Genomic DNA, 16,932 nt, shown 5'->3' on the forward strand with positions numbered 1-16,932 from the left:
AACGCCCAAGTGGCCGAAATCGGACCCTGGTAGATGCATGGGCCTATTTTGAAGAGGCTTGTTCAGCGTTGCCTTAGGTCGGCCTCCGAGGCTGCGTCTAGCAGCGACGGATCGAATACGATAACCGACTGGCCGTGAGTGTGGGTGGTCATGACAATGCTTGCGGCCGCGTTCGCAAGGGATTGGCCATTAGAGAACATCCAGCGGGTGAAGACGTGGCCGAGCAACTCAGGCTGAGACAACAAGGCACGGGCGCAGGCGTCGAAGCGCTGAGCGAAATCGCGGTTGCCTGTCTTCGCAGCAGGGTGGGCCTGGATCCAGGCCTCAAGGAACGAGATTACAGGTTCGACGTGCGCCGAGCTGGGACGCAGCAGCATTGACAGGCTGTGATCCAGCTCGTCCAGCACTCCCTTGAACCCCTCGCCTAGGCCGACACACAGGTGCAGCCAGTCGAAGAAGATCCCCGCCTGCAGCAGTGTCGCGCAGTTGCGCGTCAGTCCTTGCATGACGAACCCAGCTGCCTCCTGGTCGCCCCCTGCGATGCGGGCTCGCAACGCGGCATCAAAGGCGCGCCGGAGGTGTAGCAGCGCGCTGACTGCTCGTAGACCAGACCGTCGCAGCTCGTCATTTTCGTCAGAGAGTCGGCTCAGGATGCGGGCTTCTAACGCAGGACTTAGATCGGCAGGTACAGCCGGCTCCGCCAGCATCCGGCCGGCAATCCAGCAGGTGAAGCCGTGAAGCGCGTCCAAATCAGAGCGCGTGTCGGCGTCCAGTAACCGCTGGACCGACGTCTGTGGATCTGCGATGAACCAAGCGATCCAGGCGGCGCCTAGCAGGTTGCCGCGCGTCGGGTCCGGTTTAGCCAGCAACAGCTCGACCATTTCCCGCGCCGCGGCCTGCCGCAAACTGAGCCAGCGCATCAGCGCACCGTAGAAGTTCCCGCCAGCGAGGTCATTTTGCGTTAACGGCCGCTCGATGTCACACAGCGTAACCAAGTCAGGTAAGTCGATGGTCTCTAGGTGCGGTAGGGTTGCCTCTACCAAGTGCAGGGCATCGAAGACGTCGCCTTGGCTAGTGATACGTCCTGCCGCCAGGTGCAGGACGTTTACCAGCGGGTGGACGGAGGCCAGCAACCGCCCGCTGGCCATGTCGGAGTTGCCGATTTCGCAGCGCCACAACTCACGGGCAGCCGTCCACACTACCTCAGGCTCGACAGGATCACCCAACTCCCTCAAGACGTCGGCAGCGGCGGCAGCGTTTCGGTCCTCGAGTCGCGCGAAGCGCAACTTGCCGGCCTCGATCGACGCGCCGGTCACTGCTGAGAGATCCAGATGGACGCCGGCAGGGACTTCGACCTCGAGTTCGCCGCGATCAGCCGCCTGCAGCGTGCGCGCCAATGAGCCAACGGTGACGGAAAGCGGCGACGAAACAGCGGTAGGCAGAGGTGGAGAGGTCATAACGAATCTAATGCAAGGTTTAGTATCTCTCGGCGGCGACGTCCTCGCCGGTTAATCACCCGAGTCGCTTAAGTCTGATAAGGTGCCGCAGGTGTAACTCCGTCATGGAGCAGTTCACACCGTGCCAACGAAAGCTCTAAGACCGTGCGAACTTGAGGTGTCACCGGTGCCGGCGGAAAAGGCTTTGGAGCTTCGTATAAGGAGGTCTCGGAGGGTTGCGTGCCGCATGCTGAACGTCGCGGACGATGACAGGCACACGCCGAACTGCGTAAACCTGCCCGTTCAGGCGAACGATGCAATCCATGAAGTGCCGCCCCACGTAGGCGGTATGCTCCTCCGCGCTGAGCAGACGCATTCCAACGCATCGGTGTCCCAAGTCGCTCCGCTGGTCTGCCTCTTGGCCCTCATTGCGGACAGTCCACTCGACCGTCGCGAACTCTGGCACCACGTGTGGGTTGACGATGGAGAACGAGAGCGTGCAGTTCTTTGCAACGCCTGGCACCTCATTCCGATGCGTTGCCACGAGGCGAAGGGGTATCCCTGTGAGCACCTTGACTTCAACCTCCGGCAACTGCATAACTGCTCGCCCGGAGCCTTCGTCGACTATCTCTACCTGGTCGGTTTCTGGCAGCGGCATGAGGAATGAGAACGCCTCCGACCAGATAAGTGCGGCCGCCGCCTCGTCTTGGGCGTCGCCAGCGCGCTCGGCGATGTCTTGCAGCGCGGCTAGTCGGGGCAGGAAACCATCCCAAGCCTCCACCGACATCCGATTGAGGTCTTCGTTCTTGTCTACAGGATTCTCGACCTTGCGGTCATCAAATAATTGGTCGTGCATCTTCTTGATGATCACCAAAAGCGCATCGTCATCAGCCAACCCGAGAAAGCGCTGCGCCCAAAGGTCCTGGTAGGCCTCAGTGACCACGACTGTCAGGAAGATGGATGACGGCCGAGAGTCAGGAGCGCCATCAAAGGAGACAGCTGCCCAGGCCTTGAGATACCGAACAAGCCGCCGAAGCTGGTCACGGTCATCGCTGCTGACCGCTCCCTTGAACCACTTGTAGAGCTTCTTAGGGTCGCTGTGCTCCCACTTTCCCGACAAGCAGGCCAAGCGCCGAACGTCGGAGTCCGTGTTGAGGTGGTAGACCGGCGTATCGATGTGGAACTGTTGAGAGTATGAGGCGCGGGAGCACCGTTCCTTGGGCGGCACTTCCACCTTCTTCAACTCTTCGCACGCGTTCTCGTACTCAAGAAGCTCGGCTTGAACCCAGTCCCGGAGTTGCTTGGGCGTTGGTTCTGCGTCTTGGTCGTCGTCCCACTCGAAGTACAGGCCGACGTCAACGTCATACTCTTCCCCAAGGTGAACCGGCTTGATGAGCGTAGCGTATTTGTAGGAGCCCTGAAGCCACGTGGAGATGGTGTAGCCGTGCTTGGCAAGTGCCGGCTTCAAGTGATTGACGAGGTCGTTCCACTGCTTCTGCAGGAACTTTTGCTGCTCCGCCGTCGGGGTAACGCGTCCGATGAGCGTCTGGTCGGTGTTTCCGTTGAACAGCTTCGAGGCTTGGCCCATCAGTCTTCCTTAACCGGTTTGAGTTGTGGCTGATGTGCTAAGTAGGTTTTCAGGCTGTTGCCGAGTACGTCCGTGGTTGCCTTGTCTGCAAGGGCCTTTAAGGTTTTGCGGGCGGTTTCGGTCGCGACGTCCAGCCCCAGATCCTTCGCCTGCTCTTGCGACGGTTCGTGGTCCAGCCGGAAATAGCGGTCCTGTAATTTGTGCTGAATGAGCTGGTCCACGAACTGCTGTTGTGCAGAAATCATGATAGAAAAGAGTCGCTGGTCCTCCATCCAATCTGCAATGCCGAACTGTCGGCCCGCGCCGAAGGAAACCGAGTAGCTCTTTGTCGTCGTGCCGATACTCAGGATGCGTATTGCGTCCGTGGACACACCGAAGAAATGCTCTGCCTCGTGCAGCGCCAAGAGGTCAGGGGCGTTTGCGAAGAGGCCGCCATCGGCGTAAAGGTTCCCCCCTACCTCCGCCAGCTCAAAAAACGTTGGCGCCGCAGCTGTCGCCAGCGCCACGTCCACCGCCTTGAACTTCCAGTCGCGGGTCCACTCCACCTTATGGCGCGTCTTGAAAACCTGGGGCTTGCCTTGGGTCACATTGACCGCTGGGATAGCGACGGCATGCTTCGCATCGTTCAGCGTCGCGTCTTTGTCGATGAGCTTCGTGATGGCTTCGCGAAGTGGGGCTGTTGAGTAGCGAGGCTTGCGGGAGTGCGACCAAAAGTCCCATCCTTTACCAATTTTGCTCGACCGTGGCTCGTGCGGCGGGAAGATTGCCGCGCCGTATTGCTCGAACACGTCGACGACCTTCTTCATCGGGACTTCGAAGGCCACAGCCAAGGCGACAATGCCGCCGATGGACGTGCCGCAGGTTAGGTCGAAGCGATTGCCGATTGGCACACCAACGTGCTCCTCGATGACTTGGAGGGCCCTGGCGGTGAACAAGCCACAATAGCCTCCGCCCGTGAGCGAGAGTGCTTGAAAAGGGGTGTCGTTTGTCCAAATCACTGCGGTGCTTCTCCTAGTTCATGCCCACGGTCTGCAAAGTGCACTGGGTGCAATGTCTTTCTAGCTGTAGCTTGCAGGATAGCTGACTTAACCATAAGACTGCCCACGACGAGCGCTTGCGCCAGGTGCAATCACTGGCGTCATGAAATGGTAAGGCCGCAGTCAGCCTGAGACGGTCGTCGACAGGGACGGCTCCGCCAGCGAGTCCGGTCTTTCGTCATCAGAAGCCGAACAGACGCACTTACCTCATTCCGGTCACTGACTGGCCGGCTGCCGCGCAGATAAATGACTAATGAGGCCAATAAATAAAGTCCCTCGGAACCGCGAGCGTCTGCCGGAGAGGTGGCCGGACTAGATGGTGTAGCTGTGCCTGGCCGTCTTGTGGCAACTTGCCTCGCCATGCCCAATGTGAACCACTACCTCTCTGCTCGCGAAGCTGTTGATGGTCGGCTGTCCTCCCGCCGCTTTGTATTGGCTGAGGCCATGCGGTGCAAGGGCCAGATAGCAGCCCTCGCCCCAAATGGACTCGTCATCAATGTCCACAGGACCGGCATCGCGCCACCAGACGAGCTTGGCCACAGCAGAGCCGCCAGAGTCCATGTAGACGCAGGGATTCGCATCGTGCTGCCGCCAGCGCAGCTGACGTAGCCAATTTGGGCAGATGGTCAGCAAATACCTTGGCCCATACAATTCGGTCCCAGCGGAACTCGCGACACGCCTGACCAGCGTAGTCGCTGGGGTCGCGTCGTGCGTCACGTAGGCTCCTCGCCAGACGACGGCGGGCAGCTTTTCGTAGCCGTCATCGAAATCGTCGCTGTCGATCTGCGCCTGCGGTGCGCGGAAGCGGTATTGGAGGAACTCGGCTTGTCTGGGCTTGAAGACCGTGAATCGAGATACCTCCGCAATCACTAAGTCTTCTGGTTGTAGCGACCACGGTGCAACATCCTCGTTGACCCGAGGGGTCCAAGCGCGGCCGGCCTCGCCCCAGCTGGTATCGCGGGCGACCAGTGGTCTAGGAATTGCTTGCGGACGAACCTGTGCCCGCAGCGGCGGGTGTGGCGGAAGCGGCGCGTTCAGGATCTCCAGAAAAAGCGGCAGGTCGCGGTCAGCCAGCAGGCCGGCGCGGCGAACCTCTCCCGCGACGTGGCGAAGGGCGACCACCCCAATCGCCATGTGCGGCTTGAGATAGGTGATCTGCATCTCCAACGAGCGGAGCTCAGCCTCCAGGCGCCTAAGCGCAAGCGCGCCGAAAGCCTCCAGGCCGCCCCATTGCTGGATGAACTCCGCGGCGCGCCGCCTGATGATCAACTCATCGACGCCTGCTGTTTGTGCAAGCGCTCTGGCGATTGGCCGCAGCAACTGGGTCCAGCCTGGCGCCGACTCGATCCGCATCGCGCCTGTGCGTGCATCCACCAACGAGCTGTCCAGCACCAGCGAACCATCCAGCTCAAGCTGGTAGAACAGCGGGAGTGCCTCTCGCGTTGCTGAAACGGCTATTCCCCACCGGCTTGCCAGAAGCAGGGCCGCCTCAGCGATTGCGATATCTCGATGGCCCGCGAGGTGCGCCACGGCATCACCTAGTGCGGAAGCCAGTCGATTGTGCGACATGGCCAGCAGAGCACAGAGGCCTTGCAGCGGTGCGTCGGACTCGCCGGTCAGGAGCCGTCGTACGGTCAGTGTGGCCACTGCCTCGCCGACTGCGACATCCTCGGACAGTCGAAGTAAGCAATCGCGCGCACGACGCTGGGTTTCGACAATCGGCAGCCGCTGGCCAAAGTGGATGAGTTCGACGAGCAACGCCTCGTCGCTCAAAGGCTCTTCCCCAGCCTTGAATGGCTTGCCAAGCTGGTGTTCGCGGGTAAACGTCATCTGCTCAGCGAGCAACGACCAGACCGCCGGCCAGTCCGGCGACGCACTGACAACGGGAAGAACTTCATCAATCTCCATCAGCAGCGAGACGGTGTTTTCTTCGCCGGCCGTGATGGAATCGATCAGGCTCTCAAAGGCGGCGCGATGCGCTGCACCACCGTCCAGGAGCTTGCGTGCCCTGTGATAGCGGAACTTGCCGCCGCCCATGAACTGGCTCCAGGTGCTCCAGCGGTCGTCCGTGCTTGGGTATTCGTCGACAAGCTTTCGAGCTTGTTCCAGCTCACCGGCATCGATCAGGCGCGTGACCAACATGAAGCGGCACTTCGTGTCAGCCCGGAGGACCTCCCATTGCTCATACATGGCTCGGACCATGTCCAAGTGCGCAGCTTCCGCCAAGTCAACGAAGCGAGAAGGCGCGTTGTAGTCCGGCGCCGGGCCCGCCTCAAACATGGCCTGCAGTTGGGCCAGCGTTTCGGCCGAGTCGTACGTAGAAGGCGTGTACGAATACCTTGGCGCAGGTGCCTCTGCCTTCCAGCGAATCAGAGCCGCTCCGAGCTTGCCGTCGCCGAGCCCGTGCTTGAGGGCTGCAGTGCGCAGCCGCTCGAGGAGCGTCGCACGCTCGTGGGCACGGCTGGTGATCTCGATAGGCCCCAAGAGTTCGTCGACAAGCTGAGCAATGGCGCCCGCCCCCGCTGCGTCTGCGGCGACGTCGATAAAGTCCCCGACGTGGTACGGGTCCCGATAGTGAGGCTCCATGTAGAACGGCAAGCACAAGCCGCACCACACTTCGACGCACGTCCAGAGCAGGTCTGGCCGGCGTCGCACCAACCCTGTCATCAGCAGGTCCACGCGGTTTGGCCAGGAAATCAGCTTCCAAGCCGCCAGCCCCTGCGCTGTGTCGTATCCGAATCTGGCATCGACCTGCATGGCCTCATCAATCAGCACCATCGTCAGGCGATGGGCTGCGTTGGCCCCCTCAGTCTCCTTCATCCCGTCGACCTGCCGCATCAGATGCGAAATGCGCTCCGCCCTGCCGGCCGGATCGGCCTTGTTGGCGAGAACCAAGACGTCGCGCCAGACTCCGTACTGCGGGTCCTTGCGGGCCGCCAGCGCGTAGCCGAGGCAGTGGTCAGGCACTGTGGCCAGCAGTTGGAGCGCGCGATCGGTCTCTCCTATGGTTGAAAAGGCGATGGCCAGCTCTGCCAGCGCATCCACATGCTCGCCAGGCGTGTCGCGATGCAGCTCGGCAGCCAGCGCCTCAAGCCTCGCTGTTGCGCGCACCTGGTCACCGTCGAGGTGATAGGTCTCTACGGCGACCTCACGGCGCAGGTCTTCGGTGCTGTTCAGTGTGGATGATGCAATCGCCTCATCGACTTCTCGCAGCACGGCCCGGTATTCGTTCTCGCCGCAGGAAGCCGCGACCTGCAGCAGCGCGCGCGCGAGCAAGGGCACGGCCGTCAGGACTTGACTGGTTCGGTAGAAGTCGCTACCGCCGCGAGGTGTCAGTCGCAGGGCGTAGCCCAGAGCGTTGCACGTGACCGCCTGAACGCCGCCTGCCGAAATTGGCAGGTTCGCGGCGACCCGGCCCCGCAGAATTCCGGTCTTGGTCGCATGCTTCTGCAGCGGCCGCAACATCTCATGCTTTGAGTCGATCGCAGGAGGCAATTCCTTGCCGAGCATGGTGCACAGCTGCGCATGCTCCATGACTGCGGTCGCGAGGGCGCCGGGACCCGCAGAGTTGACCTCGTCATCCCCCATCGAAATCATCGGCGCAGCAAGCTTGTCGAACAGCACGTTAGCAAGGTCTGTGCGCCCGGCCTTGGCTGCACTGAGCGCCACGGCACGCCGCCAGCCGTTCGGCAACGCATTGAAGTCCGGCTGCTGCATTGCCTCATCGAACAGCTGCTGGGCGCGCTCTGTGTCGCCAGAGTTCCCAATTCCCAGCCCGGCGTGCACCAGCAGTGCTGGAAGCTCCTTGCGGTCGATGCCGAGCTGGTTGCACACGTCCTCGGCCGTGGTGCTGGGGTGTCCTTCAAGCACGGCGCGCGCTACTTCCAGGCGCAGGTGGACGCCCGGGGGCACTTCGGATTCGTCTGGCGGATGCCCGGTGACTTTCTCCAGTCCATCGGCGACAAGGCGCTCAATCGATTGCTGAATCTGCTCGAAGTCCCGAAAGTGGGATGCTCGCTGGGCCCACTCCTGGAACTCGTGAAGGTTGTGGTCCCTTCCGTGGTGCTGGAACCGGCTGGTGTGCAGCTGCGACAGCGGCTCGAGTTGCTCGAACAGTTCCTTCGCTCGGTCGAAATCGCCCCGTTCCAGCAAGGCGTCAACGACTTCGTAGCCGCGCTTGGGGAACTCCTGCACGAAGGCGACTGCGGCGTCGATGTCTCCGACCGCGAGCATCGCGGAGGGCAGCCGATCGGCATACTCCAACGAGTTGGCACGCCGAGACACTTCGTCGCGGCACAGGAGCAGACGCGTCAGGACGGTCCCGTCCAAGGTCAGACGCGCAGCGAGCAGCGACAGTCGAATGTCGTCCTGAATATCCGAGCCGGAGCGTCCTCGGGCCAACTGTTCGCGGAAGCGCGCAGGCGTCGCCAGCGCCAGCACGTCGTCGGCATCACCAGCACGTGCCCGGTAGCGCAGTTCCAGCCAGCGCTGGGGCGAGCTGTCCGGCGCGTTCTGCACCAGCTTGGCCAGCTCGCGGTAGACGCGCTGGGAGTAGTCAGCCTCTACGCTGCCAAGCCGCACCCGTGGCTTGGCGATGACGAAGAGCCGGAAGCTGTTGTGAAAGATGCGCCAGCCTTGCGTTGTTTCCAGCAGCAGGTGACGGGCGACGGCCAGCGCCCGCTCAATGGCACGTTCGTCCACGATAGTAGCGAGCAATGGGAGTGCGATTGGAGCTTCAGCACGCGCGATGTAGCCGAGGAAGTCGGTTGCGTCACGGTCGTTAGCAATCTCTCGCCAGGCAGCTTCGTAGACGGTTTCGATGTCGCCGTTGAACTCCATGCCCCCGGCGAGGAGCTGGGCGCGCTTGGCCTCATCCGCGCGCAGGAGCGCCTGAATCAGATAGCGCGTCGCCAGCGGATGCCCGTGGCAAAGCTCATGCAGTCGTACGCGCGGGATGTCCGGATCAAGGCTGAGCGCGTCAGCCATCCGGGCGACGGCTTCTCGGTCAAGCGGCTTCATCGTCACCTGCCGGCCAGGCTTCGCGGCCTGGTCCTGCACGGCGGGTTTCAGGTGCGCGAGGTCCAGACGCTGCGTGCCCAGGACAAACATGACGCCCGCAGGGAGCGCTTCTGGAAGGGGGAACTCCGACAGCAGCGACTGGGCAGGCCGCTCTTCCCGCGGGATGTGGTCCAGGCCATCAACCACAATGAGCGTACGAATCTTTTCTTTGGCATAGCGCTCGCCCGCCTGGGAAATCAGCGCACCGAACTGTTCGCGTCGCTCATGCAGCGAGTTGTCTCGAAGGCGGATGCCATGCAGCCCGCTGTTGCGCAGCTGGGCGCCGATGTCATCGAGGAAGGTTTCGGCTTCTCCCCGGCCAACGCCTTGGGCGACGCCTGGCACGAACGCCAGGTAGCGCACTAGACGGAGGTCTGGCTCCACAGCGAGTGCCATCTGCAGCAGCGTCGACTTTCCCGAGCCTGGCGGCCCAATCAGCGCAACATATCCTCGGTCGATGCCTCGAACGGTCTGCAGCAACTCGATCTCGGTGTCGCGGTTGCGCTGCACATAGGCGCCGAGCGGGAACCTGTGCACATAGCGCGTCTTGGCCGGATCAGGCCAGCCGAGCTCCAGAAGTAGCTCTTCACGCGTCCATCGGTCCTTATCTCGACCATCGGCAACGAGATTTGGCAGCAAGCTGGCAATCTCGGACGCCAGGCGCGACTGCTCGGCGCTGAGCTTATGCAGCTGCACAAAGTCAGCGGCAGCGCCATGCAGTATGCGCAGGGCGTGCAGAAACCTCTCAAACTCGACCTCGTTTAGACCCGATTCAGCCAGTAGTCGATCGATCAGGTTGCGCCAGCCGGCCGCGCGCCACTCTGCCAACGTGCGGTTGGGAAGGCGCCCGAACTGATCAATGAACTCGGCGCTGTGTGCGGGCGTGGCGTCGCCAGGCTTGTCGGTGGTCGACGGATAGTCCGTCGTCACAAAGCGAATTTCGACTCGGGCGCTGGGATTGTCCTTGGAGAGAATCTGCCAGGCGGTTATGAGCGGCTTCAGCAGGCCGTCCGCTCCCGTAAGTAGCGTTGTCACGGTAAACGGTGCCGGGAACTTCGACGACTTGAATTGGTGGCCCACCACCAGCCCATCGAAGCCCAGAACCAGATCGTCGGCGATGCCAGCCTTGCGGTCGGCCAATCCCACCCACTGCATTTCCCCTCGTTCGAGTTCGCTGTAAATGGCCGCGCCGGCCTTCCCATACTGAGCGACATAGCCGCGAACGGCACGGCGCTCACCCTCGGCTGGTGGTGGAGCAACGGTTTCCTTGGCAGACTCGTTAGTCGTTGCGACGTTTCTGCTAGACATGCGGGCGACGTGTGTTCGTACGGTTATTGACGCAGTGAAGTACCGAGGGTAGGTCACCATGGTACCTACGAATCGCTTAGGCAGCCCTACGCCGGTGGCCGCTCACGTACAAGATGCCGATGAGGTCTCGACTGCTTCCTTGGGTGGAATGAGGTCGTCGAGGGTCAAAAAGCTTGGGCTTCTTGTTGTCTTCCGGCTGAGGCGCTGCTTCTTCTGTTGAATCGGTCATCGCGAGATGATGCCACGCCCTCAGGCCTCGCCACGTCACCTGACTCCAGGTTGCCAGTTTGTTAGCTCGGTTGTGCATTTGGACAGTCGAGAAACCAACCATTCAATGACCGGAGTTCATGAAGGCTGCCGTTCGGACGCCGGCGCGGGAATGACTCAGATCAGCCTGATGCGGATATTGCGCCGACCTGCTTCAATGTTATTTTGGCGTTGACTTCTGCGTGGAATCTCATTTTTCCGAAGCATTGCACTCTAGCGGGCATCGGCGCGGTAGTTGATTTGCGCATTGACTAGCTTGAGCTGATATTTAAGCAAGGACGGATGGTCAGGCTAATTTGCAGCCGAGAGTGCGAGATGTGCTCCCCGTGTCCAGAGATCGGCATCGAAGCCGTCGGCGACCTCCGGCAGATGACGTGGCACGGCTATTACTAGTCTTTCAAGCATCCGAAAGTATTTCGCCTCTGTTGCCGATGGACCTACTGACGTTGGAGCATGTTGAAAAAATTCCATGTCCACATATTCAACAAGCGGGCGCAACAATCCGTGTGCCAACAGCCAGCCGGCTTGAATTAGCAACACGCGGTTGACCGCTCTCCCAAGCCCATAAGCCGCGTGGTTGGAAGCCGCCGCATTGCCGCGTCGCAGAAGGACAAGCAGGCATGCAAGGTCGTCGAGCGTGCCCCTGTCACTCAAGGCTCGTATGTAGCTACTTTCCCAGCGGTTTGGGTTGTCTTGAAGCTGAATCTCCAGCCGTTTCGAGAAGTTGGCCGGTAGTCTTCGGCGGACCTTGTCCCTACTGTGATCAAAGTGCCAGTCTGTGCGCAACGCAGGCCACAACGCTAACTCGAATATGCAAGCACTGTCGGCGCAGAGCCCTTCGGCGGCCAAGATGGTTGCACGCGTAGGGCATCGTCGCCCGATAGATCGCTCCGTCCATTGGTGGTGGAGCATCTTGTATTTATCAGATGAGATAGTGCCCTGCGGACCGTAGTGGCCGACCATGTCCCCGATTGACGTTGCATCCGCATCAGCCGCCAGCACTCGAAACCACGCGATGGTGGCGAAAACGTCGACGACGGAGCGCCGCGAAACACGCGAAAGCTTTGGGTTGGCCCACGCGAAAGTTTCGTGACTGAGAGAAAGTGCATTCGTATCAAACACTTAGGGCATTCTCCTGAACCTTTGTATCCGACCCGCGTTGCCGATTTACCAAACTCAGGCCGTGAACTAGCATGCCATGAGTCTCTGCGATCTCACATGACCGCATCGGACTTGATGTATTGGCAGTGATACAGATCCATGTCCTAACGTCCCTAAACCTTACGATACGAACGAAATTCGACTTATGCAGCCAGACAGAAGCGCAATCGATGCGGTGCGTAGGCAGTTTTACGAAGACGGTAAAAGCGTTTCGGACTGGGCACGCGAGCATGGGTTTGATCGTGGCTTGGTTTACAGCGTGCTGAACGGCCGGTGCCTTGCCAGGCGTGGTGCAAGCCATCGAATTGCCGTTGCACTGGGTTTGAAGAAAGGGGAGTGTGCTGTCGATCCCGAAGCGCTGGCGGTGAACCGCAGCGTGAGCCGCCCAGTCGTGGATTCAAAGGAGACGTCGATGACCACGTAACTCCATAAATATCAGAGAACGCCAGAAACGCGAAAGCCGCAGATTTGCGAGATCGGCGGCTTTCAGAGACGTATTGAGGGTGCCCTCAAATTTCCAGTGCTGGAATCAATATACCCGCTCCCATGGAGCGGGTCAAGGGTGTCCCTCGTCGATTCATATTCGAAGTCGCGGCCATGCCGCACTAAAGGGACACCTATGACCGACAGGAAGATGACGCTCGCCCGTGTGCGGGAAATTTATCGACGCCAAGATCCGCCGCAGTGGGGGGCGGCGTACGAACCCAGTATCAAGGCAACGCGGGAAGAAGCGCCGGCGATATCCAGACCTGCAGAGATGTGGTGCGAGCGGCTGCAGCGCGATGTGCACGCACTGTCGAAGCCTGAGCAGGCGGCCGTTCTGCTGGCGTTACACCACCCTCGGCTCTTCGAAATACAGGAGCAGCGCATGTTGCCGGTCGCGAGCCGACCTCATCCGCTGACAGGGCATCCGCGTACCATCGACACGGATCTACCGACCATGGAGGGAACCATCGCTGTGGCAGAACGGCTGGATCTTCTCTCGTTCCATGGCTGGCTACGCGCGCGTGATCCCGCCACTGGCGAAGACCAGGTCGTGCCCATTCCTTTCCTGGGTGACCTGCTGTTGTTCATGGTGGACGATCGAGGACCGTACTGCGTCAACTGGACGGTCAAGAAGAACAAGGAGGATTTCGGCCAGTCGATCAATGCAAGATCAAGAGTTCGAAACGCGACCAGGGACGCCAATGCGGCCAACGCGCGCCATGCCATCGAAGAGCAGCTGTATCTGGATGTGGGCATCCGCACTGTCAGGGTGGTGGTGAGGACGATTCCAGAGCTACTTGAATGCAACCTGCGCAGGCTCTTTCTTCACCAAAGGTGCGATCAGTCGCTTGGCGTACACGTCGAAAGGGAGCTTGAAGACCGTGTTAGGGCCGGCATGCAAGCTGGCCTGCCACCGCTGAATGCGATCTTGGGCGTTACACACCGTCATGGATGTGCCTACCAAGACGTACAAAGGGCGTTCTACCGAATTCTCTGGGAACGGCGCGTACGGGTTGAACTGGTTGATGCAACGATGTTGGTCGATCAGCCGCTGATGCCGGAGCGCGGCGACCTTTTCACGCGGTTCAGCCATCTGTTCAATCGGGAGGTCTGACCCATGATGCTAGGAGAGCAGCTTGTTGCCCCCTATGGCTTTGAAGGGCTTGTGGCCAATGTGGTGTATCACTTCATGTACAGCGACGCCGATCGCAATCGGGTCGTGCTTCTGTCCTTTGACGCTCCAACTTTGGCCCTCCCGGAGGTGTGTGCACCATCGCGCGGTGCTGTTTACAAGGCCGTGCTTTTCTTTGTTCAACGTTATCGCTTCGAGGCGGCCAAGGACAGTGGACTGATCCGCCCGTACGAAAGGCCCCGATCGCTTCCGCATTGGCTCGGGGATGCGACCATCTCCGATCTGCTGGAATACGATAAGCAAGATCACACGCGGCGACGACCTCACGTTCAGCGCATTGACACGATGCTCGCCCACCTGTGGCCAGCGGTCCAGGGACTGGCCGGTGTCTTTGGCGCGGAAAATCCCGAGGCCGTGTTGAACCGGTACGCCAGGTCATGCACGCCTTGCCAAAACGAGTCCCGCTACCGGGCTGCCTTCTTCGCTTACATCGCTTTCGGCATGGAGCGGCTGGCATTGCACTACCCGATCAACAAGCTCGGTAAATGGAAACGTGCGCCGAAGAACAAGAAGTTTGGACGCCCCTCGCTGCTGGGAGCGCAGCATGGGCACAGCGCGTGCTGCGAGGAGGTGCAGGAGCTATGCCTGCAAGGATTTCGTGAGTACGCCACGCCCGGCCAGTCTATGCTTGCCATCTACCGAAAGACAATTGTGCGGGTCTTCGGCTGCAAGCCCGTTAGCGACGCCCGGCAGCGCATGTCCTTCGTTCACCCTGAGGGCAAAGCATTTCCCAGTCCTGGTCAGTTTCGGTACTGGGTGGGCCTGGCCTATGACCTGGAGACCCGTCAGCTTCTGAAGTATGGCCATGAGCGCATCAGGTCAAAGCTTGCGCCATCAAACGGCTTTTTTACCAATGCCGTGGCCAATGCGATGGAGACGCTGGAGTCCGACGGATATTTCGTCAAGGAAGTGTGTGCTGGCTACTTGGAGGGTAGTCATCTGCCCCGAATCTGTGTCGTGCGGATACTGTGCTTAGCCTCCGCCATGGTGGTTGGTATCGGCTTCTCGTTGAAAGGGGAAAAGGCAGAAGCCTACCGCATGGCGAAGTTCTGCATGTCGGTTGACAAAGTCTGGTACTGCAGCTTGTTCGGCATTCAGATCTCGCTCGAAGAATGGCCCAGTATCGGACTGCCGCTGCATGAGGTTACTGACCGAGGTCCAGGGGCGACCCGGGGTGCCGACGGCGACGCCGCAGCTTTGAAGCCGATCATCAGGGAAATGGCACCCTCATATTCCGGTCAATCAAAGGCCAGCGTTGAAACCCGGCACCCTAAGTCGGTGAAGGTCGAGGGCGCGCCGCGCTATAAGCTGACACGGCAATCGATCGTTCAAGTCGTCCGGCGCGAGATCTTGCGGGCAATCGAGTCGAACAAGTCAGCCAACGTCCGGCTAAGGCTTGGTACAGAGGCGATTTCCCAGTGCGTGCTTCCTACGCCAATCGGCATGTGGAATTACCTAGTCGGCCGCGGGAGGACATTTGCCTACAAGCCGCAGAGCGACCAGGCGATCCGGAACTACCTTCAGAAGGTGGATTTGACGGTGAGTGATGGTGCGGTCTACTTCATGAGATTTCGGTACTGGTCTGCGGCACTTCGTGACAGCATGCTACTGACGAGGGCAACGACCCGGATCCAAGGCTATCTGCTACCTGCATGCGTTCGGCACATTTTTCTCGACACGCCGGACGGCATCCTCGTTGTCGATGCTTCTTTTGGAATTCGGGGCGGTGACGACGAAGACTTCTTGTCGGTTGCGGAACTCGCGCAGCTCGCCGATCTACGGGACAAAGAACTAGCTGCATTTCGAGAGCACCGAGAGGCCGCCAGGGCGGATGTGTCCGAGCGGTACGAAGCCGAAACGGGGCTAGCCTACGACCAGGCGGACATTCGGCCGGGCCGCGCAAAGCGAGGTAGTGCCGTTTCGTTGAGGGAGGCCCGGGACATCATGCCGCTGATCCACGCGAAAGGAGGTCGCCGATGAGCCGGCATGGGAATGCGGTGCCACCATGGGTGCATTGGTTCGATGGGCTCGACACCGACGACGGGCTTCGCGAGCGGGTTACACACCTTGTGGCCGCGCCGCAAGGTCTTGCACGAGATGCCCCTGTCGTTGCATGCGGGCGGATACTCGACGCTTGGAAGGCTACCTATATTCCGTGCGCGGCGCACCTCGCATTCATTCGGCAGCTCGTCGACCGCGTGCGGTTGAGCGCAATGTCACGCATTACGTCCGTCAGCGCATACGAGGCTGCGATCTATGCCCGCATTCCGGTCGTCCAGTCTGACCAAGAGATTTGGGGCGTTACGGGACTGGCGGGCTGCGGGAAGTCGTCGGCAACAAAAGCGTTCGTGCGTGCACTTTCATCTGGCGTGAAGGGAGGGATCGCGCCAGGCGTACAAGCGCCCATCGAGCCCGTGATTCGCATCGAAATGCAGGCTCAGCGATCTGCCAGGCCGGTACTCCGATCGCTGGCAAATCCCGTTTTCATAGCGGGTCGAAGAAACATCGCAGCCGAGGAAATGTCGCAGCATCTGCGGCAGTGGCTGTACGCGAAGGGTACACAGGTACTGCTCGTCGATGAAATGCAAGCGATGACTCGAAGTCACCAGTCGACAACGCTGATTGCGAACCTCATCGGCGATCTCAATAGTCTCGGTCCAGCGGTTGTCTACGTTTTCAATTATTCTCTTGGGCACAAACTGCTAACGCGCCCGCAGGAAGACAAGGATAGGCTGTTGGCCAACTGTCTCACTCTAGAACCCCCGCTGGCGGATGACAGGCACTGGCAAGCTGTATTGGACGAGTATGTCCGCCTTGGTTCGGGGTTGATCAACATTGATACCAAGCACAACGCGCACGCGCTGCATCAGCTGACGGGAGGTCTCTACCGGCTATTGCGCATCCTGTTGCGTGACGCTTGTCGAATTGCTTGGCCCTTGAAGGTCGATCGGGCTGTCACCATGGATGATGTTCGAGCGGCCTACCATTCCCGGACGTACGCCAGCCAGCGCAGCGACGTGGATGCACTGCGTTCGCTTCACTTCAGTGGGTTGCTTTCAGAAAAGAGGCGGGACCTTAACGCACCATTTTCTGGACCGATGATGAGCACCGAGGGCGGCAAGATCGCGGCGGCCAAGCCGATGTTCAACCAACCACCACCAGCGGCGGCTGTGCATCTCTTGGAAAGTGCGCTAAACGCCGACGAGCGCCGCGTACTGAGCAAGCTCCGCGCGTCGCCAGACATGCCAACCGTCGTCAAGTCGAGCACCAACGTCACGCGGATTCCGCGTCGGCCGACAGTTAATGCCGAAGCGCTGCTTGCAGGTGCTCGGCTGTTGAGCGACGGCAAGAAGAGGGGCACGGTTCAAAAAGTCGACGTCGAAAACGGGGGCGACTGAC

The 16,932-nt window shown here is 60.4% G+C and carries 9 protein-coding genes; 4 read left to right on the forward strand and 5 right to left on the reverse strand.

Annotation, left to right across the window (positions count from 1 at the left end):
• Positions 1–62: 62 nt before the first annotated feature.
• The 5 genes from AC07VY_RS25065 to AC07VY_RS25085 form a co-directional block, all read right to left on the reverse strand.
• Entirely contained in the window at positions 63–1,457 is a 1,395-nt protein-coding gene (locus tag AC07VY_RS25065) for a hypothetical protein (RefSeq protein WP_495099901.1), read from the reverse strand.
• Between the two features lie 160 nt (positions 1,458–1,617).
• Entirely contained in the window at positions 1,618–3,024 is a 1,407-nt protein-coding gene (locus tag AC07VY_RS25070) for a CBASS cGAMP synthase (RefSeq protein WP_495099900.1), read from the reverse strand.
• A complete protein-coding gene (locus AC07VY_RS25075; RefSeq protein ID WP_495099899.1) occupies positions 3,024–4,022 on the reverse strand; it encodes a CBASS cGAMP-activated phospholipase in 999 nt (332 codons plus the stop codon). Before AC07VY_RS25075 ends, AC07VY_RS25070 begins: the two co-directional genes overlap by 1 nt.
• A gap of 351 nt (positions 4,023–4,373) precedes the next feature.
• On the reverse strand, positions 4,374–10,427 hold the full coding sequence (locus AC07VY_RS25080) for an ATP-binding protein (protein WP_495099898.1): 6,054 nt from the start codon (positions 10,425–10,427) through the stop codon (positions 4,374–4,376).
• 558 nt (positions 10,428–10,985) lie between these two features.
• On the reverse strand, positions 10,986–11,816 hold the full coding sequence (locus tag AC07VY_RS25085) for a hypothetical protein (protein ID WP_495099897.1): 831 nt from the start codon (positions 11,814–11,816) through the stop codon (positions 10,986–10,988).
• Between the two features lie 184 nt (positions 11,817–12,000).
• On the opposite strand from AC07VY_RS25085, the gene AC07VY_RS25090 reads away from it, so the two are divergent.
• The 4 genes from AC07VY_RS25090 to AC07VY_RS25105 all read left to right on the forward strand — a co-directional run bounded on the left by AC07VY_RS25090 (position 12,001) and on the right by AC07VY_RS25105 (position 16,931).
• A complete protein-coding gene (locus AC07VY_RS25090; protein WP_495099896.1) occupies positions 12,001–12,279 on the forward strand; it encodes a DNA-binding protein in 279 nt (92 codons plus the stop codon).
• A gap of 195 nt (positions 12,280–12,474) precedes the next feature.
• On the forward strand, positions 12,475–13,455 hold the full coding sequence (locus AC07VY_RS25095) for a PDDEXK family nuclease (RefSeq protein ID WP_495099895.1): 981 nt from the start codon (positions 12,475–12,477) through the stop codon (positions 13,453–13,455).
• A 3-nt stretch (positions 13,456–13,458) separates the two neighbouring features.
• Positions 13,459–15,513 carry a TnsB C-terminal domain-containing protein gene (locus tag AC07VY_RS25100; RefSeq protein ID WP_495099894.1) on the forward strand — a complete coding sequence of 685 codons (2,055 nt, stop codon included), beginning with the start codon at positions 13,459–13,461 and terminating at the stop codon, positions 15,511–15,513.
• Positions 15,510–16,931, forward strand: a complete 1,422-nt coding sequence (locus AC07VY_RS25105; RefSeq protein WP_495099893.1) for an ATP-binding protein — start codon at positions 15,510–15,512, stop codon at positions 16,929–16,931. Before AC07VY_RS25100 ends, AC07VY_RS25105 begins: the two co-directional genes overlap by 4 nt.
• Position 16,932 lies beyond the last annotated feature (1 nt).

The organism is Rhodoferax sp. GW821-FHT02C08 (assembly GCF_059421805.1).

Excerpts from the sequence above, each read along its gene's own strand:
- AC07VY_RS25065 (WP_495099901.1), bottom strand. The coding sequence starts at position 1,457 with ATGACCTCTCCACCTCTGCCTACCGCTGTTTCGTCGCCGCTTTCCGTC.
- AC07VY_RS25070 (WP_495099900.1), bottom strand. The coding sequence starts at position 3,024 with ATGGGCCAAGCCTCGAAGCTGTTCAACGGAAACACCGACCAGACGCTC.
- AC07VY_RS25080 (WP_495099898.1), bottom strand. The coding sequence starts at position 10,427 with ATGTCTAGCAGAAACGTCGCAACGACTAACGAGTCTGCCAAGGAAACC.
- AC07VY_RS25090 (WP_495099896.1), top strand. The coding sequence starts at position 12,001 with ATGCAGCCAGACAGAAGCGCAATCGATGCGGTGCGTAGGCAGTTTTAC.
- AC07VY_RS25095 (WP_495099895.1), top strand. The coding sequence starts at position 12,475 with ATGACCGACAGGAAGATGACGCTCGCCCGTGTGCGGGAAATTTATCGA.
- AC07VY_RS25100 (WP_495099894.1), top strand. The coding sequence starts at position 13,459 with ATGATGCTAGGAGAGCAGCTTGTTGCCCCCTATGGCTTTGAAGGGCTT.
- AC07VY_RS25105 (WP_495099893.1), top strand. The coding sequence starts at position 15,510 with ATGAGCCGGCATGGGAATGCGGTGCCACCATGGGTGCATTGGTTCGAT.